Raw genomic sequence first — 17,505 nt, forward strand, 5'->3', positions numbered from 1 at the left:
TGCCGCTCCGGCAGCGTGCGGTTCAGGCGCCGCCCTCGTACCGGTGGAGATGTCGCCCGAGGCTGAGCTCCAGATGCTCGCGCATGGCCTCTTCCGCCCTTTCGGGGTTGCGCCGGAGCACCGCTCGCAGGATCCGGCTGTGCTCTACGGCCGTGGCGGGGCTGCCGCCCGTGACCGGACTGAGCCGGAAGAGGTGGAGGTGCGTATGCAGCCGCTCCACCGCGGCAGCGAGCAGCGTGCGCCCCGAGGCGGAGGCGAGCGCGTCGTGGAAGCGTTGGTCCAGAACGGCGAAGCGGCCGTATACGGCGAAACTGTGGCCCTGGTCGGGCAGGCCCTGCATCTCCTCCACCAGACTCTCGATCCGGTCGAACACGGCGTCGTCGGCCTGCTCCGCGGCCAGAGCCGCGGCCCGCGGCTCCAGAAGGAGCCGCATTTCGAAGAGTTCCTCCACGTCCCGGCGGTCCAACAGCTCGGTGGCACGGTAGCCCGCCAGTGACCGCTTGAGGACCAGGCCGTCCGCCTCAAGGCGGGCCAGCGCCTCGCGCACAGGGGTAGGTGAGACGCCGAGCGATCGGGACAGCGCCTCAATGCCGACGCGGGCACCCGGCTGGATCACGTGGTCCATCACCATCGCCTTGACGGCCTCGTAGACGCTGTCGCCCAGCACCTCGCGCTTCACCGTAACGTCGGCGCGCCGCTCGGTGGCGGCGAGCGGGACGGACTCCGACCCTTCGATGTTGTTTACCGGCATAGCATCACTCTCTTCCCCCAGGCTCCAAGAATCCTATGCGATTCAACAGGACCCGATCCCGGAAGGCCACACGACACCAGGTCGGGATCCCGCTCGACGCAGGGTAGGCGGGCAGCTCACAACGGAATGAACCCACCTCGCCCGAAATAGCCGATGCGCAGGCCTTGACGCGGCGATCCCCTCTCCCGCACGATCTCGGCAACGGAATCCTATCTGATTCAACTGAGGCAATGATCATGATCCTTCGTAGATCCGCAGTGTCCGCCGTCGCCACCGTCGCCCTCCTGGCCCTCGCGTCGACGGCATGCACCGTGAAGTCCTCCGACGACACCGGGCCGGCCGACACCGCAACCGCCAAGACAGGCAAGGGAAGCGCCGAACTCGCCGACGGTTCCGGCACCAAGATCGCCCTCGTACCGGGTGGCGCCCACCCGTACTTCCAGCCGTGGAAGCAGGCGGGCGCGGATGCCAAGAAGACGCTGAAGCTGGGCGACGTCACGCTCGACGAGACCGCCGAGTGGGACCAGCAGAAGCAGAACAACCTGCTGTCGACCCTGGCCGCACGCGGTTACAACGCCTTCGGCGTCTTCGGGGTGTCCCCCACCGACATCAACACCACCTTCGCTGACCTCAAGTCCCAGGGTTTCGCGGTGGCCTCCCTGGGCTCATGCCCCGCCGGCGGCAAGAACGAGGCCGATTTCTGCCTCTCCACCGATGTGGAACTCGCCGCTTACAAGGCGGCCAAGGCCACCATCGAGGCGATGGGCGGCAAGGGCACGCTCGTTCACCTGACGGGCAACAACGTCGACGCCAACACGCAGCTGCGGATCAAGGGCGTGGAGAAGGCGGTGAAGGAGTCCGGCGGCAAGGTCGACCTGCTGCAGAACATCACCGATATCGACAAGGACCTCCAGACCGCACAGAAGGCCGTTTCCGACCTGCTCGCGACCAAGGGCTCGCGGATCCAGGGCATCGTCTCGACCGCGTACAACCCGGCGGTTGCCGCCGCTGAGGCGGTCCAGGAGACCGGCTCGAAGGCCAAGGTCGTGGCCATCGACGACGACGCCAAGATCCTCTCCTCGATCAAGAACGGATCGGTGAGCGCCACGGTCGTACAGAACCCGGTGGGTCAGGCCGAGATCGGATCCTGGGCGCTCGCGCTCCTGCAGACCAAGCAGTGCACGATGAAGCAGCCGGGCCAGATCGCCGACTCGGGTTCCTTCGTCGTCACGAAGGAGAACGTCGGCACCTACGACGAGGCACGCAAGGCCAAGACGGCGGAGCTGAAGAAGCAGTTCGCCGACGAGTACCTCTCCTGCGGCTGACCGGCCCGGCACAACGACAGAAAGTCAGCACACGCGCATGACCATGATCACGAAAGCGTCGGCCCTGCTGGCCGACATCGCGGTGGAGACCGACCGCACCGACGCCGTGCAGTCGTTCGTCAAACAGGAGACGATCCTTGTCACCCTGACGACGACGGACGGCATCGAGGGAACTGGCTACGCCTACACGATCGGCACCGGCGGTACATCCGTCCTGGCGCTACTGCGCGACCATTTGCTGCCCCTCCTCGCCGGGAAGGACGCGCGCAACGTGGAGGGGCTCTGGCAGGAGCTGTTCGGCCTGACCCGCGCCACCACCACGGGCGCCATCACTTCGCTCGCGCTCGCCGCGATCGACACCGCCCTGTGGGATCTGCGCTGCAAGCGCTCCGGCGAGCCGCTGTGGCGGCTGGCAGGCGGTCACCGCCGGGAGATCCCGGTGTACGACACCGAGGGTGGCTGGCTCCACCTCGGCACCGACGAGCTGGTCGAATCGGCCCTCGCCGCGAAGCAGGCGCAATTCGCGGGCGTCAAGATCAAGGTCGGCAAGCCACACCCGGCTGAGGACGCAGAGCGCCTGCGTGCCGTACGCGAGGCAGTGGGACCGTACCTGCACATCATGACCGACGCGAACCAGTCGCAGTCGCTGTCCTCCGCCGTGCAGCTGGCCGCCGCCCTCGAACCGTACGACCCTTACTGGCTCGAGGAACCCATGCCCGCGGACGACATCAGCGGCCACGCCCGGCTCGCTCGCTCGACGCGGATACCGATCGCGGTGGGCGAGTCGATGTACTCGCCCATGCAGTTCCGCACCTATCTGGAGACGGGCGCGGCCTCCGTCGTACAGGTCGACGTGGCCAGGGTCGGCGGGATCACACCCTGGCTGAAGGTGGCCCACCTGGCCGAGACATTCAACGTCAAGGTCTGCCCGCACTTCTTGATGGAGCTGCACGTCAGTCTCGTCGGCGCCGTCTCCAACGGCGCGTACGTGGAGTACATCCCGCAGCTGCGCGCGGTCACCCGCACCGAGATGACCGTGCGGGACGGTCTGGCCGTCGCTCCGGACGAGCCGGGCATCGGGATCGACTGGGACATGGACGCCATCGACCGGAGGAGGGTGTCATGAAGACTGTCGTCGCTCCGCCCGACAGCGAGACGGACCGCCCCACCGACGGTGCCCGGCCGGCGCACCGGCTGCCGTTCTGGGTCAACCAGCGGCTCGGACTCGTCGTCCTCATCATCGCGCTCGCCGCTCTGTTCGGTGTTCTGCGGCCGGCGTTCTTCGACGAGCGGCTGGTGCTCTTCCCGCTCATGAGGGACATCTCGACGCTGACAGTGGTGGCACTGGCGCAGATGGTCGTGCTGTCCATTGGGCACATGAACCTCGCCGTCGGGCGCATGGCCGCCTTCGGCGCGTTCTTCGCCGGCTTCGGCTATGACCGGCTCGGCCTGTCGCTGCCGCTCGGCCTGGTGGTGTGTCTGGTGGCGGGCTGTGCGATCGGCGCGCTGACCGGCTGGATCATCGCCCGCACGGGGGTGAACTCCTTCGTCGTGACCCTGGCCATGGACTTCGCCCTGCTGGGACTCGTCTCTCTGCTCTACTCGGCCTTCACGGAGAACGCCGCGTTCACCACCCGTCCCGACGGGCTCACGGAACTGCGTTCCTCCTCCCTTGCCGACGTCTGTCTCGGACAGGTATGCGGCTCCGCGGCCGTCCCGCAGATCATCCAGTTCACCCTCATCGCCCTCGTCGGCCTCGGCTTCCTCTACTCCCGTACCCGGATGGGACGCGAGCTGCTGCTCACCGGCGCCAACCCGAGTGCCGCCGAGCTGTCCGGCATCCCCACCGGCCGCAGGATCGTGCTCGCGCACGCACTGTCGGGCCTGCTCGCCGCACTGGCCGGCTTCATGGCCGCCGTCGGCACGGGAACGTTCCGCGCATCCATCGGCGAGGACTTCATGCTCCCTTCGTTCCTAGGCTCGGTCCTGGGCGGGACTCTGCTCACCGGCGGCGTCGTCTCCGTCGTCGGTGCTCTGCTCGGCACCTCGCTGGTCGGTGTGATCCGCAAGGGTCTGGACCTGCTCGGCGTCGGTCTCGAAAGCCTCAACATCTACCTCGGGTGCGTCCTGCTCCTGGCCCTGTCCGCCGACCGGGTACGCACCGTCGTGTCCTACCGCAAGGTGGTGCGTTCCACATGACCCCGCTCCAGGACCGGAAGGCGGCGGCCCGGTCCGCACTGCACCGCTTCTCGCGCTCCACGACGACGACCCTGCTGGGTGTGGTGATCGTCGGCTACGTCGCCCTCGGAGTCTCGTCGTCCGGCACCTTCTTCGAGGGGCCCTCCCTCCGTACGTTCCTGCAGTACCTCGCCACACCGGTCCTCATCGGGCTGGCCCAGATGGTTGCCCTGAGTGTGGGGCAGCTCAACCTCGCGGTCGGGGCGCTCGGCGGGTTCAGCGCCTGTCTGATGGGCGTCCTGATGGTCGACGCCGGTGTCCCGGCCGGGCTCGCCGTTCTGATCGGTGTCCTGGGCGCGACGCTGATCGGTCTGATCACCGGTTTGTTCATCGTCGCCACACGTATCAACGGCTTCATCGTGACGCTCGGCACCATGACCATCCTGCTGGGTGCGCAGTACCGGCTCTCCGGCACCCGCACCATCGACGGGTACTCCGCCACGCTGCGCGACTTCGGCCGTGCCGCCCCGCTGAACATCCCGCTCGTCTTCGTCACGGCCCTGGTCTCGGCCGGTCTCCTCGCTGCCTTCATGTACCGCACGGTGGCGGGGCGGCGGCTGCTGGCCGCCGGCGGGAACCCGCTCGCCGCCAAGTTGTCGGGCATCTCCACCGACCGGCAGATCGTGCTCGCGCACACCCTGTCCGGGCTGCTGATCGGCATCGCCGCCCTGACCGCCACGGCCTCGCTGCCCGGGGTCAACCGCAGTGTCGGCGGAGACTGGCTGCTGCCCAGTTTCGCGGCGCCCATCATCGGCGGCGTGGCGTTGACCGGCGGCTCCGTCGCCGTGCTCGGGACCGTGCTCGCCGCCTTCGTCATGCGTCTGATCGATACCGCGCGGGCTCAGTTCTCCCTCGACCCGAGCTGGGTCAACTTCCTCATCGGGGTCGTCGTTCTCGGCACCGTCGTCGGCGGTCGCATCCACCAGAGTCACCTCGCCAAGAAGGTCGTGTCACCGGGCGGCACACCCCCGCCGACACCTCCCGAGGAAACACCCCGGCCGACGGCCGTACCGACGCCGACGGGAGAGGCACGATGAGCGAAGTCCTGCTGGAATGCGATCAGATCGTCAAGGTTTTCCCTGGTGTCCGCGCCCTCGACGGCGTCGGTCTGCGGCTCGCCGCAGGCTCCGTGCACGCCCTGCTCGGCGAGAACGGGGCGGGGAAGTCCACCCTCATCAAAGTGATCACCGGCGTGCACGCGCCCGACGACGGCCGGCTGCTCCGGGCCGGCCAGGAGATCCACCTGCGCTCCCCCTTGGACGCCATGCGCGCCGGCATCGGCGTCGTCCACCAGGAACGCAATCTGATCCCCGGGTTCTCCGTGGCCGAGAACATCACCCTGCAGAACCCGCCCTCGCGCCGTGGCCTGGTCGACCGGGAAGCCATGACGGCGCCGGCCCGGCGCTGCCTGGCCGAACTCGGCCTCGATATCGATCCGGACCAATTGGTGTCCGAACTCTCGGTTGCACAACAGCAGTTGGTGGAGATCGCCAAGGCGCTCCACACCGACAGCAAGGTCCTCCTGCTCGACGAGCCGACCGCCTCCCTCTCCCCGCAGGAAGCCGAGAGTCTCTTCGACGTCGTCCGGCGGCTCACCGAGCGCGGCACGTGCGTGGTGTTCGTCAGCCACAAACTGGACGAAGTCTTCTCCGTCTGCGACACCGTCACCGTGCTGCGCGACGGCCTGTCCGTGCTCGAATCGGCGCCGCTCTCGGAGCACACCCAGGACGACATCGTGACTCTGATGGTCGGACGCGCCCACGCGGTGACGGCGATGTCGCCGCGCCCCGTGGACACATCCGCGGCTCCCGCCCTCTCCCTCACAGGCCTCTCGACGGCCTCGGGGCACCGTGACATCTCGCTCGACGTGCGACCCGGCGAGATCGTCGGGCTGTACGGTCTGGTCGGCGCGGGGCGCAGTGAACTGGTCAAGGCGGTGCTCGGTCTGGAGCGCGTCACGGGCGGTGAGATCCGCGTGCACGGAGAGCCCGCGAAGATCGGCTCCCCGCGGCAGGCACTGCACGAGTACGGCATCGGCTACCTCACCGAGAACCGCAAGGAGGAGGGCGTCTTCCTGGAGCAGCCCATCCTCCGCAACATCACCGTGACGGTGTGGCGGAAGCTGGCGAAAGCCCTCGGGTACGTCCCCGCCCGCCGGGAACGCGAGACCGCCGAGGAACTCGTCGAGCGCCTCGGCATCAAGATCTCCGGTCTCGCACAGAACGCCGGTGAGCTGTCGGGCGGCAACCAGCAGAAGGTCAGTCTGTCGAAGTGGCTGGCGGCCGACACCCGGCTGCTGGTCGTCGACGAGCCGACCGTCGGCGTGGACGTTCGGACCAAGCACGCCTTCCACGAGCTGATCTGGGAGCTTGCGCGCGGCGGACTGCCGATCCTGCTGATCAGCAGCGACCTGGCCGAGATGGTGACCCTGGCCGACCGGGTCGTCGTGATGGCCGACCACCGCATCCGCGGCGAGGTGGCCAACGACCACGACTACGGCCGGATGAGCGGTCGCATCATCCGCATCATCCACGACCGACCGGTCTCCGCCACCTCCCTGAAGGACCCGACCACGTGAGGCGTGTCACGCAGGTCATTGGCCTGCGCCCCGAGAAGGCCGAGGAGTACCGGGAGCTGCATCGTGCCGTCCCCGAGCCCGTGCTCGACCGGCTGCGGCGTTCCCACATCGCCAACTACTCGATCCACCTGCTCGGCGACCGGCTATTCAGTTACTTCGAGTACCACGGCGACGACCTGGACGCCGACCTCGCCCTGATGGCCGACGACCCCGCCACCCAGGAATGGTGGCGGCTCACCGCCCCCTGCCAGTCGCCCGTGGCGGAAGCCGCACCCGGCACGTGGTGGGCGTCGGCGGAGCAGGTCTTCCTCATGGAGTAGGCCGCCGGCCCTGGTCCCCCGCACACCCGAACCATCCAGCGGCGCCGGCGCGCCGCTCCCGCAAGGAGAACCACGTGAAACTGATGCGCCTCGGCGCGCCCGGCGCCGAGCGCCCGGCCGTCCTCACCGACGACGGACGCACCTACGACCTCACCGGCCGGACCGGCGACATCGACGGGTCGTTCCTCGCCTCCGACGGAGTCGAGCGAGTCGCAGCGGCCCTGCAGGCCGGCTCACTTCCCGTCCTGGACACCACGGGACTACGCATAGGCGCGCCGATCGCCCGTCCAGGAAAGGTCGTGTGCATCGGCCTCAACTACCGCGACCACGCCGAGGAGACCGGGGCCGCCATACCGCCGCGCCCGGTGGTGTTCATGAAGGACCCGGGCACCGTCGTCGGCCCGAACGACACCGTGCTCGTCCCCCGCGGGTCCGAGAAGACCGACTGGGAAGTCGAGCTCGCGGTCGTCATCGGCCGCCGCGCCCGCTACCTGGACGGGCCCACCGACGCCGCGGGCGTGATCGCGGGCTTCGCGATCAGCAATGACGTCTCCGAGCGCGCCTTCCAGCTCGAACAGTCCCCGCAGTGGGACCTCGGCAAGTCGTGCGAAACGTTCAACCCGCTCGGCCCCTGGCTGGTGACCGCCGACGAGATCCCCGACCCGCAGGCCCTCGGCCTGCGCCTGAACGTCAACGGCGTCCCCCGGCAGGACGGCACCACCAAGAACATGATCTTCCCGGTCGCCCACATCATCTGGTACCTGAGCCAGTACATGGTCCTGGAGCCGGGCGACGTCATCAACACCGGAACACCGGCCGGCGTGGCCCTCGGACTCCCGGGAACCCCGTATCTGCGGGCCGGCGACACGGTCGAGCTCGGTATCGACGGGCTCGGCAGCCAGCGACAGACCTTCCAGAACGCGTGAGGCCGGCATGAACACCCACGACAAGCACGACGGCGGCATTGCACGCGTCACCGATGTCGACGTGATCGACATCCGCTTTCCCACCTCGCGGGAGCTCGACGGCTCCGACGCGATGAACCCCGACCCCGACTACTCGGCTGCGTACGTGATCCTGCGGACCGACGCGCTCGACGGCCTGGAGGGCCACGCCTTCACCTTTACCATCGGCCGCGGCAACGAGGTGCAGGCAGCGGCCATCGCCGCGCTCCGCGACCACGTCGTCGGTCTGCCGGTCGACGCGTTGTGCGCCGACCCCGGTTCGGTCAGCCGCGCCCTGAACGGCGACAGCCAGCTCCGCTGGCTCGGGCCGGAGAAGGGCGTGATGCACATGGCGATCGGCGCTGTCGTCAACGCCGTGTGGGACCTGGCCGCCAAGCGGGCCGACAAGCCGTTGTGGAAGCTGCTCGCCGACGCCACACCGGAATGGCTCGCGGACCAGGTCGACTACCGCTACATCGAGGATGCCCTCAGCCGTGAGGAGGCCGTGACCCTCCTCACCCGCGGCAAGGAGGGAGCCTGGGCGCGCGAGGAGCATCTCGTGGCCCAGGGCTACCCGGCGTACACCACGTCCCCCGGCTGGCTGGGCTACTCCGACGAGAAGCTGGTCCGGCTCGCCCGCCAGGCGGTCGCCGACGGCTTCACCCAGATCAAGTTGAAGGTCGGCGCGGACCTGGCCGATGACGTGCGCCGGCTGCGTACGGCTCGCGAGGCGGTCGGCCCGGACATCCGCATCGCGGTCGACGCCAACCAGCGCTGGAACGTGACCGAGGCGATCGACTGGACCAACGCCCTCGCCGCCGACGCCCCGTACTGGATCGAGGAGCCCACCAGCCCGGACGACATTCTCGGGCACGCGGCGATACGCAAGGGCGTCACCCCTGTCAAGGTCGCCACCGGCGAGCACGTCCAGAACCGGATCGTGTTCAAGCAGTTGTTGCAGGCCGGTGCGATCGACATCCTCCAGATCGACGCGGCCCGGGTCGGCGGCGTCAACGAGAACCTGGCGATCCTGCTGCTGGCGATGCGGTACGGCGTCCCCGTCTGTCCGCACGCCGGCGGCGTCGGCCTGTGCGAACTGGTTCGCCATCTGTCCATGTTCGACTTCGTCGCGCTGTCCGGGACCACCGAGGACCGGGTGATCGAGTACGTGGACCACCTGCACGAGCACTTCAAGGACCCTGCGATCATCGCGAACGGCCACTACACGGCTCCCCTGACGCCTGGCTTCTCTTCGGAGATGCACGCCGGATCGCTCGCAACATACCGCTACCCGGACGGCGCCTTCTGGGCGGCCGACCTTGCCGCACAGGAGAAGGAGACGAACCGATGAGCGAACTGTCCGGCCTCAGGGCCCTGGTGACCGGCGGTGCCTCCGGCATCGGAAGGGCCACCGCAGACCTGCTGTCCGCCCGCGGTGCCGCCGTCGCCGTTGTGGACCTCGACCCGTCCGCGGTGGACAAGCCCCTGCTCGGGTACACCGCCGACGTGAGCGACGACGCGTCCGTGCGGGCCGCCGTTGCCGCCGCCGCCGACGACCTCGGAGGCATCGACATCCTGATCAACAACGCGGGCATCGGCGCGGCGGGCACCGTGGAGGACAACGACGACGCGCAGTGGCACCGGGTGTTCGACGTGAATGTCCTGGGCATCGTGCGCACGACCCGCGCGGCCCTCCCCCACCTGCGTGCTTCCGCGCACGGCTCCGTCGTCAACACCTGCTCCATCGCGGCCACGGCCGGGCTTCCGCAGCGCGCCCTCTACAGCGCCAGCAAGGGAGCGGTCCTGTCGCTGACGCTCGCCATGGCAGCGGACCACGTCCGCGAGGGAATCCGCGTCAACTGCGTGAACCCCGGCACGGCCGACACCCCGTGGGTGGGCCGCCTGCTCGACCGGGCCGCCGACCCGGACGCCGAGCGGGCGGCACTCAACGCCCGCCAGCCCATGGGCCGTCTGGTCACCGCCGAGGAAGTCGCCGCCGCCATCGTGTACCTGGCGAGCCCCACCGCCGCCTCCGTCACGGGCACCGCGCTCGCGGTGGACGGCGGGATGCAGGGCCTGCGACTGCGGCCGGAGGGTCAATGACGAGCGCATCGGGCGACAGCGGAGCAGGGCCGGTGATGAGCGCCCGCACCCTCGGCCGCAGCGGTGTCTCCGTCACGTCGCTCGGGTTCGGCGGCGCCGCTGTCGCCGGTCTCTTCGAGGACGTGGGCGAGGAGGCGGCGGCAGCGGCCGTGGACGCTGCCTGGGAAGCGGGCATCCGCTACTTCGACACCGCCCCGCATTACGGGCTCGGTGTCTCCGAGCGCCGCATGGGAGCGGCCCTGCGGTCCAGACCCAGAGACAGCTTCACTTTGTCCACCAAGGTCGGCAGGGTGCTCGATCCGCACGACGGCGGCGGGGACGACCGGGCCAACGGCTTCGCCATTGCGGCCACGCACCGTCGCCGCTGGGACTTCAGCGCCGACGGCGTGCGCCGCTCGCTGGAGGACAGCCTCACCCGGCTCGGGCTCGACCGCGTCGACCTGGTACTCCTCCACGACCCCGACGACCACGAGGAACAGGCCTTCAAGGAGGCATATCCGGCGCTGGAGGAGCTGCGGGCGCAGGGAGTCGTCCGGGCGATCGGCGTCGGTATGAACCAGACGCGGATGCTGACACGTTTCGTCACGGACACGGACATCGATGCCGTGCTGTGCGCCGGAAGGTACACGCTGCTGGAGCAGGGCGCGCTGGACTCGCTGCTGCCCGCGGCGGCGAGGACAGGCAAGAGCGTGATCATCGGTGGTGTGTTCAACTCCGGTCTGCTGGCGAACCCGGCTCCGGACGCCACGTACGACTACGCCACCGCCCCCGACGCACTGGTGCGGCGGGCGCTTCGGATACGCGACGTCACCGAGGCCCACGGGGTGCCGCTGCGTGCCGCGGCACTCCGCTTCCCCTTCGGGCATCCGGCGGTCGGTTCCGTCCTGCTCGGGGCTCGGTCGGCCGAGCAGGTCCGTGACGCGGTCGAGCAGTTCCACCGTTTCCTGCCCGACACCGTGTGGGAGGGCCTGCGGGCACAGGACCTGCTGACGGCCGGCGTACCGGTGCCCAGGAGGAGTGAAACATGACCATCATTGATGCCCACCACCATCTGTGGGACCTGGACGTACGCGACCAGGAGTGGATCGAGGGCCCTGAACTGGCCCCGCTGCGGCGCTCGTTCCTCCACCACGACCTGGAAGCGGAGGCCCGGGAGGCCGGGGTGTCGGCCACGGTGCTCGTGCAGACCGTCACCGTGGTCGAGGAGACACCCGAGTTCCTGACCCTGGCCGCGGCCAGTGACCTGATCGGCGCGGTCGTCGGCTGGACCGATCTCACCTCGCCGGGCATCGCCGACGAACTCGCCCGGCTGCGCTCACTGCCGGGCGGCGGATTCCTGCGGGGCATCCGCCATCAGGTACAAGGGGAGGCGGACCCGGACTGGCTGACGCGGCCGGAGGTGCTGCGGGGACTGCGCGCGGTCGCGGCGGCCGGACTGGTGTACGACCTCCTGGTCCTGCCGCACCAGTTGCCGGCGGCGACACGGGCGGCAGCGGCAGTCCCCGGTCTCACCTTCGTCCTCGACCACCTGGGCAAGCCCCCGATCGCCTCGGGCGAACTGGAGCCGTGGGCCGGGCGGGTACGCGAGCTGGCCGCGCTGCCGAACACGGTGTGCAAGCTCTCCGGGATGGCGACCGAGGCCGACTGGCGATCGTGGACCGTCCGGGACCTCAGGCCGTACGCCGACACCGTGCAGGACGCCTTCGGACCCCGGCGGCTCATGTTCGGCTCCGACTGGCCGGTGAGCACGCTGGCGGCGAGCTACGGCGAGGTCGTGGATTTCACCGGGGAGATACTCAACGCGCTCGCCCCCGTCGAGCGGGACGAGGTATGGGCCGGGACCGCGCGGCGGGTCTACCGGCTGACGCCCGTCGCGGCGCCGGCCCAGCCGGTCACTTCTCCCCGAACCGGCTGAGCTGGCGCTCCAGACTGTGGGCCAGATGGTCCGTCATCGCCTGTGCGGCCCGCTCGGCACTGCGCCGCAGTATCGCTCGGACGACCCGCTCGTGCTCAGCCAGAGTCGGGTCGTCCTCGGCGGGAAGGCTGCTGAGGCGGAAGATATGGAGATGTGCGTGGAGCCGCTCGACCGCGTCCCGAAGCAGGGGGCGACGGGCGCCGACCGCGACCGCGTCGTGGAAGCGCTGGTCGAGGGCTGCGAAGTCACGGTAGGACGCATACGGTCCGGCCGGGCTGGGGTGGACCTCCATGTCCTCCTGGATGGCCTCGATGGCGTCAAGCTGTGCCTCGTCGGCATGCAGGGCCGCTAGCGCCGCGGCCTGCGGCTCCAGGAGGAGCCGCATCTCGAACAGTTCCTCAATCCCTTGCCGGGTGAGGAGTTCAGTCGCCCGGTATCCGGAGAGGGAACGCTTGACCACGAGACCGTCGGACTCCAGGCGGGCCAGCGCCTCGCGGACCGGGGTCGGTGAAACGTCGAGCCTGCGGGACAAGGCTTCGATGCCGACACGGGCGCCCGGAGCGATCTCATGGTCCATGACCATGGCCTTGATGTCCTCGTAGACGCTGTCGGACAGTGGCTGGCGGACCGGCGCCGTGGCGGGACCGGGCCCCCCGGCCCGGTCGTCGAAGACAGGTGAGTCATTCGTCGGCATCCAGATCCCCTCACTCCACTACACGTGCGACCACCAGCAGCTTAGCGAGGCGGGAACGAGCTGCCCCGGACACTGCCTCTTGCCCGGAGCCGGAGTTCCGTTCCCGCCATCGCACCCACTGCGGTCCGGCCACCCCTCCCTGGAATCCCATAGGAAACAGGCATGGATGACCGCTATTCATTGGAGACATTTTGCCTTTTTAGGACAGAGTAATCTTTTCTCCTATATGAAATGGCGTCGGATCTCTTGACATGCCTCCTGGATGCCGCTGCACTGCTGCTGTGCCGCCGAGTCCGGCCCGCCCCCCATCGAAGGAGCCGCACACCCATGTCCGATCACTCCCTCACACCTCCCCCCGCCGAGGGCGGAATGTCACGCCGCGGAGTGCTTCGAGCGGCGGCCTCAGTGGGCGCCCTGTTCGCGCTCTCCTCGCTGCCTGAGTTCACGTCGGCTGCCACCGCCGTTACGCGCCCCGACACTCAGTCGCTGGTCCCGGACGCGGAGACGATCAGGCTCTGGTACACGCGCCCCGGCGCGGAAAGCAAGATCATCGAGGAGGGCCTGCCCATCGGCAACGGCCGGCTGGGCGCCCTGGTCACAGGAGACCCGTCCCGTGACGTCCTGATCCTCTCGGACGCGACCCTGTGGACCGGTCACGCGAACGCTACCTTGCAGTCGGACGGGCAGTTCCCCTACGAGGCATCCAACTTCGGCACGTTCGGGATGCTCGCCAAGGCGTACCTCGACATACCCGCCCACGCCACATCCGCGATCAGCGGATACCGCCGCAGCCTCGACATGAGCAACGGCCTGGTGACCGGCGAGTACCAGGCCGGCGGGGTCACCTACCGGCGCGAGGTGTTCTCCAGCCATCCCGACGACGTGATCGTGGTGCGTCTGACCCAGAGCGGTGGCGGGAGCTATACCGGGTCGATGACGCTGGCCGGAACCCGCGGCGAGACCGTGACGTCGAACGCGAGCGCCGCCGAAGTGTCGTTCGACGCGACGCTGCCCAACACACTCAAGTACGCCACCGCAGTACGGGCCGCCGGCAAGGGCGGCACCGTCTCCGCGACTGGCGCGAAGGTGACATTCAGCAACTGCACCGAGGTCGTACTGGTCCTCTCCGGTGGCACGAACTACAAGGCGGACGCATCCGTTCAGTACAAGGACGCCACGCTGGTGCCGCTCACCGTCGCGCGCACCAAGGCTTCGCAGGCCGCCGCCGTGGCCGGCTCGACGCTGGTCGCCACTCACGTGGCCGACTACCAGCGACTCGACCAGCGGATGACAGTGAACCTGGGGGCCTCCAGCGCCGCCCAGCGGGCGCTGGACACACCGGCCCGGCTCGCCGCAAGGGCCGCCACCGGCTCCGCCCCCGACCCCGAACTCGAAGCCTCCTACCTTCAGTTCGGCCGCTACCTGACGATCACCGGTTCACGCGGCAGCCTCCCGACCAACCTCCAGGGCCTGTGGGTCGACAGCAACCAGCCACCGTGGTTCAGCGACTACCACACCGACATCAACGTCCAGATGAACTACTGGCTGCCCGACCGTGTCGGCCTGCCCGAGTGCTTCGACGCCTTCACCGACTACTGCGTGGCCCAGCTGCCTGGCTGGCAGGCGACGACCACCGCCCTTTTCCAGGACTCCCGCAACCGTTTCCGCAACACGTCCGGCAAGGTCGCCGGCTGGACGATGGCCATCACCGCCAACATCTGGGGCGGCAACGGCTGGTGGTGGCACCCCGCCGGCAACGCCTGGATGTGCAACTCGCTCTTCGAGCACTACGAGTACACCCTGGACGACACCCACCTCGCCAAGATCTACCCCCTACTCAAGGGCGCCTGCGAATTCTGGGAGTCCCGGCTCATCACCATGACCGTGGCGGGACGTGAGGTCCTGGTCGATGACCACGACTGGTCTCCCGAGCACGGCCCGGAGAACGCCCGTGGCATCACATACGCCCAGGAACTGGTCTGGCAGCTGTTCGCCAACTACCGCACCGCCGCTGCCAAGCTCGGCAAGGACGCCTCGTACGCCTCCACGGTCGCCGGCCTCCAGAGCAAGCTCTACATGCCCGCGGTCAGTACCACGAGCGGCTGGCTGGAGGAGTGGATGAGCGACGACAACCTGGGCGAGACCACCCACCGCCACCTCTCCGCCCATGTGGGTCTCTTCCCGGGTGACCGCATCAACCTCCAGGACTCCCCCGACTCGCTCATCAGAGGTGCCACCAAGCTGCTGGAGGCGCGGGGCCTTGCGAGCTACGGCTGGGCGAGTGCCTGGCGGGCCATGTGCTGGGCACGGCTGAAGCATGCCGACAAGGCGTACGACCTCATGCTCTCCGTACTGAACCCGTCGGGCACCGCCGACGCCGGCACCGCGATCAACATGTTCGACATGTACCGCTACGGAGGCGGCTACATCTTCCAGATCGACGGCAACTACGGCACACCGGTCGCGATGGTCGAGATGCTGGCGCAGTCCCGGCCCGGACGCGTGGAGCTGCTGCCCGCGCTGCCCGAGGCATGGGCGGCGGAAGGATCGGTCACCGGCTTGGGCCTCCGCGGCGGGCTTAGCCTGAACATGAGCTGGAAGTCCGGGAAGGTCATCAGCGCCACCGTGCGCGGTGCGGCCGGTCGGTCCACCACGATCGTCTACGGCGACTGGAGCCAGCAGGTCACGATCCCCTCCACCGGGTCGGTGACGGTCACGCCGCCCGCACAGTACACCGTCTTCCAACTGGTCAACCGCCAGTCGGGACGGGCGATGGACATCGCGAACGCGTCGATGGCCGCAGGCACCGGGGCCGTTCAGTACACACCGAGTTCTGCGGCGAACCAGCAGTTCCGGTTCACCCCGGTCGGCGGCGGTGTGTACGAGATCTACACGACACACGCCACCACCCCGCTGGCGCTGGGCATCAGCGGCGGAGGGTCGGCCGACGGCGCGAAGCTCATCCAGTGGCAATCGCTGCACGACACGAACATGCAGTGGAAGATCACCGACACCGGTGACGGCCATGTCGTCCTCACCTGCCTCCGCAGCGGCAAGGTGCTGGGTGTGACCGGCGGCTCGGCGTCCAACGGCGCGACGATCGAGCAGCAGACCGCCAACGGCGGCACCGGCCAGCAGTGGCGGCGCGTCGGTAAGTGAGCCCGGCACGTCCGATGTAGCCCATCCCGGCGTGAGGGACGCCCAGCGAGAGCAGGGCGCCCCTCACGCCAAGCCGACACGCACTGCGCACAGGACGGGCTCGCGCAGCTGACTTCGGCCCGGCCCTCGCCGAGCCGGGGTACCGCTGCCTGCGTATCGCTCCCACTCCCCGGGCTGGCGCATGCGCGCAGCGAGCTGCTTACCCGTACGGAAGGGCGAGCGTGGAGTGGGCCGTCACGGACGGCGTACTGACCGTCTCGGCCCTCGTGCCACCGAACACGACCAACGAAGTGGCACTGCCGGACGGCCCCCGGCCGGACGTGGGCCCGGGCCTGCCCGGTGGGTGGCGCCCTGCCCTTCGCGCAGCCCGTGGCGCTGACGGCGGTGGAGAATGGCGCTGGCCGGCCTGCACCGCCGGCGGGCTCGTCACGGAGGCCGGCAGTGACGCCGCTCCGCCTGCCACTCAAGGGCTACAGAGTCAGACCTGCCCCGTGCGGGAACAGCGGGTTCTCCGTGTCATCGGGCACGTCGGGACGTGAAGCCCTGACAGCCTCCATGGATCGGGGAAGCTCGAAGGGCAGCCGTCCTTCCGGCCTCGTCCGGCCGAAGACCACGTCCAGCAACGCGGCGTCGTCGGCGCCGTAGTCGGCGACCAGGGCGGCCGCCCGCTCCGCGATCTCCGGGATGACCGCGGCCCGCTCCAGGTTGACGCAGACGACGGTCGGCACCCTTTCCAGCAGATCGAGGATCGGCTCGAGCTCTTCGGGCGTGAACTCCAGCGTGCCCGAGTGGAAGAACGACTCGAACCTGTTGGTGCGCTGCTCGTACGGGGTGCTCAGGCGCAGCACCGCGAGGTCCGCCTGACCGGGATCGGTCACCACCTCGGCGTATTCCATGGCCACGTCCGCCGTCACGTTCTCCACGTACAGCTTGGGGCGGCCCGCCACCGGCAGCCTCCCGCCGGAGTTGGTCAGGACGGTCAGCGAGCGGCGCTGCGCGCGGGCGCCGGCCTCGACGAAGTCGGCACGACCGACTGTCTCGTCGGCCAGGTCCGCGTCGACGTACGGGGCGTCGAAGAGGCCGAGGACGAACTTCTCGCGCAGGAGGCGGCGCAGCGACTGGTCGAGTCGGGTCTCGGGAACGAGGCCCGACTCGACCAGCTCGATGATCAGGTCCGTACGGTCCTCGCCGCCGAACTGGTCGCAGCCCGCGTCCAGGACGCGCGCCGCGCGCTGGAGCTCGGTCAGCGATTCCAGGCCCCAGGCCCGCGCCTGGTGCGTCTCGCCGAAGATCTCGGCGTCGCTGATCAGGCCCCAGTCCGTGCAGACTATGCCGTCGAAGCCGAGCTTTTCCCGCAACAGCCCTTGTACGACGCCCTTGTTGACACCGAATCCGACCTCTTCCCAGTCGGTGCCGATGGGCTGCCGTAGTAGGGCATCATCTGCGCGCACCCGGCGGAGATGGCCGCCTTGAACGGC

General features: G+C 69.1%; 16 protein-coding genes. 13 read left to right on the plus strand and 3 right to left on the minus strand.

The genetic code is table 11. The annotated features are described in order from the left end of the window. Window positions 1-22: 22 nt before the first annotated feature. A complete protein-coding gene (locus tag OG322_RS01295) occupies window positions 23-631 on the minus strand; it encodes a GntR family transcriptional regulator (RefSeq protein WP_241200421.1) in 609 nt (202 codons plus the stop codon). A 356-nt stretch (window positions 632-987) separates the two neighbouring features. Between OG322_RS01295 and OG322_RS01300 the strand changes: the two genes are divergently transcribed. From OG322_RS01300 to OG322_RS01350, 11 genes are all read left to right on the plus strand, one after another. Beyond that, complete coding sequence (locus tag OG322_RS01300; protein WP_123466402.1) at window positions 988-2,076, plus strand: sugar ABC transporter substrate-binding protein; 1,089 nt, start codon at window positions 988-990, stop codon at window positions 2,074-2,076. Window positions 2,077-2,113: 37 nt separating this feature from the next. Then, window positions 2,114-3,202, plus strand: coding sequence for a mandelate racemase/muconate lactonizing enzyme family protein (locus tag OG322_RS01305; protein WP_123465041.1), 1,089 nt, complete (start codon window positions 2,114-2,116; stop codon window positions 3,200-3,202). Next, window positions 3,199-4,275, plus strand: a complete 1,077-nt coding sequence (locus OG322_RS01310) for an ABC transporter permease (RefSeq protein WP_123465039.1) — start codon at window positions 3,199-3,201, stop codon at window positions 4,273-4,275. The genes OG322_RS01305 and OG322_RS01310 overlap by 4 nt, the downstream gene beginning before the upstream one ends. Next, window positions 4,272-5,351, plus strand: coding sequence for an ABC transporter permease (locus OG322_RS01315; protein ID WP_123465037.1), 1,080 nt, complete (start codon window positions 4,272-4,274; stop codon window positions 5,349-5,351). Before OG322_RS01310 ends, OG322_RS01315 begins: the two co-directional genes overlap by 4 nt. Beyond that, a complete protein-coding gene (locus OG322_RS01320; RefSeq protein WP_123465035.1) occupies window positions 5,348-6,892 on the plus strand; it encodes a sugar ABC transporter ATP-binding protein in 1,545 nt (514 codons plus the stop codon). The genes OG322_RS01315 and OG322_RS01320 overlap by 4 nt, the downstream gene beginning before the upstream one ends. Then, a complete protein-coding gene (locus tag OG322_RS01325) occupies window positions 6,889-7,212 on the plus strand; it encodes an L-rhamnose mutarotase (RefSeq protein ID WP_123465033.1) in 324 nt (107 codons plus the stop codon). The genes OG322_RS01320 and OG322_RS01325 overlap by 4 nt, the downstream gene beginning before the upstream one ends. Window positions 7,213-7,286: 74 nt before the next feature. Continuing rightward, window positions 7,287-8,138 carry a fumarylacetoacetate hydrolase family protein gene (locus OG322_RS01330; protein ID WP_123465031.1) on the plus strand — a complete coding sequence of 284 codons (852 nt, stop codon included), beginning with the start codon at window positions 7,287-7,289 and terminating at the stop codon, window positions 8,136-8,138. A gap of 7 nt (window positions 8,139-8,145) precedes the next feature. After that, on the plus strand, window positions 8,146-9,507 hold the full coding sequence (locus OG322_RS01335; RefSeq protein WP_123465029.1) for an enolase C-terminal domain-like protein: 1,362 nt from the start codon (window positions 8,146-8,148) through the stop codon (window positions 9,505-9,507). Next, window positions 9,504-10,259 carry an SDR family NAD(P)-dependent oxidoreductase gene (locus tag OG322_RS01340; RefSeq protein ID WP_306085678.1) on the plus strand — a complete coding sequence of 252 codons (756 nt, stop codon included), beginning with the start codon at window positions 9,504-9,506 and terminating at the stop codon, window positions 10,257-10,259. The genes OG322_RS01335 and OG322_RS01340 overlap by 4 nt, the downstream gene beginning before the upstream one ends. A 35-nt stretch (window positions 10,260-10,294) precedes the next feature. Beyond that, window positions 10,295-11,287: an aldo/keto reductase gene (locus OG322_RS01345; RefSeq protein WP_123465025.1), complete on the plus strand. Its 993-nt coding sequence runs from the start codon at window positions 10,295-10,297 to the stop codon at window positions 11,285-11,287. Then, window positions 11,284-12,174: an amidohydrolase family protein gene (locus OG322_RS01350; RefSeq protein WP_123465023.1), complete on the plus strand. Its 891-nt coding sequence runs from the start codon at window positions 11,284-11,286 to the stop codon at window positions 12,172-12,174. Before OG322_RS01345 ends, OG322_RS01350 begins: the two co-directional genes overlap by 4 nt. Here the strand turns inward: OG322_RS01350 and OG322_RS01355 are convergent. Then, a complete protein-coding gene (locus tag OG322_RS01355; RefSeq protein ID WP_123465021.1) occupies window positions 12,152-12,868 on the minus strand; it encodes a GntR family transcriptional regulator in 717 nt (238 codons plus the stop codon). The genes OG322_RS01350 and OG322_RS01355 overlap by 23 nt on opposite strands. 327 nt (window positions 12,869-13,195) lie before the next feature. Between OG322_RS01355 and OG322_RS01360 the strand changes: the two genes are divergently transcribed. Then, window positions 13,196-16,027 (plus strand): glycosyl hydrolase family 95 catalytic domain-containing protein, encoded by a 2,832-nt coding sequence (locus OG322_RS01360; protein WP_329305914.1) that lies wholly within the window; start codon window positions 13,196-13,198, stop codon window positions 16,025-16,027. 83 nt (window positions 16,028-16,110) lie between these two features. Continuing rightward, a complete protein-coding gene (locus OG322_RS41470) occupies window positions 16,111-16,566 on the plus strand; it encodes an alpha-L-rhamnosidase C-terminal domain-containing protein (RefSeq protein WP_443066586.1) in 456 nt (151 codons plus the stop codon). Here OG322_RS41470 and OG322_RS01365 read toward each other — a convergent pair. Next, window positions 16,498-17,478: a glycoside hydrolase family 3 C-terminal domain-containing protein gene (locus tag OG322_RS01365; RefSeq protein ID WP_329305915.1), complete on the minus strand. Its 981-nt coding sequence runs from the start codon at window positions 17,476-17,478 to the stop codon at window positions 16,498-16,500. The two genes, OG322_RS41470 and OG322_RS01365, sit on opposite strands and share 69 nt — an antisense overlap. Between the last annotated feature and the right edge of the window lie 27 nt (window positions 17,479-17,505).

It is taken from the genome of Streptomyces sp. NBC_01260, assembly GCF_036226405.1.
In the GTDB taxonomy this organism is placed as follows: domain Bacteria; phylum Actinomycetota; class Actinomycetes; order Streptomycetales; family Streptomycetaceae; genus Streptomyces; species Streptomyces laculatispora.